A 265-nucleotide genomic window follows, 5' to 3' on the forward strand; every position below is an offset into this window, starting at 1 on the left:
TTCACCGCAATGGAACTAAAGGCAAAAAGTCCCACGACAAGTGCGACAAGGCCCGCGCCCCAGCTGCCGACGAGGGAGACCCGCGCCTGTTGTACCCAATGAATGCCTGCCGTACTACCGGACGGTTGTTCAGCGGCACCGGCCAGCAGCATTATCATCGCGCTGGCGGAGCAGATAACAATGGTGTCTGTGAAGACGCCAATCATCTGTACAATGCCCTGCGCGGCGGGATGTGGGGGCCAGGATGCGGCCGCTGCGGCGGCAT

At 61.5% G+C, this 265-nt stretch carries 1 protein-coding gene; it reads right to left on the reverse strand.

The features are described 5' to 3' along the window. A partial coding sequence (locus tag RTW80_RS29570) for an alanine:cation symporter family protein (protein ID WP_312721690.1) occupies positions 1 to 265 on the reverse strand: 265 nt, incomplete at both ends.

The sequence above is a fragment of the Escherichia sp. AM3 genome, assembly GCF_032029835.1.
GTDB lineage: Bacteria > Pseudomonadota > Gammaproteobacteria > Enterobacterales > Enterobacteriaceae > Escherichia > Escherichia coli.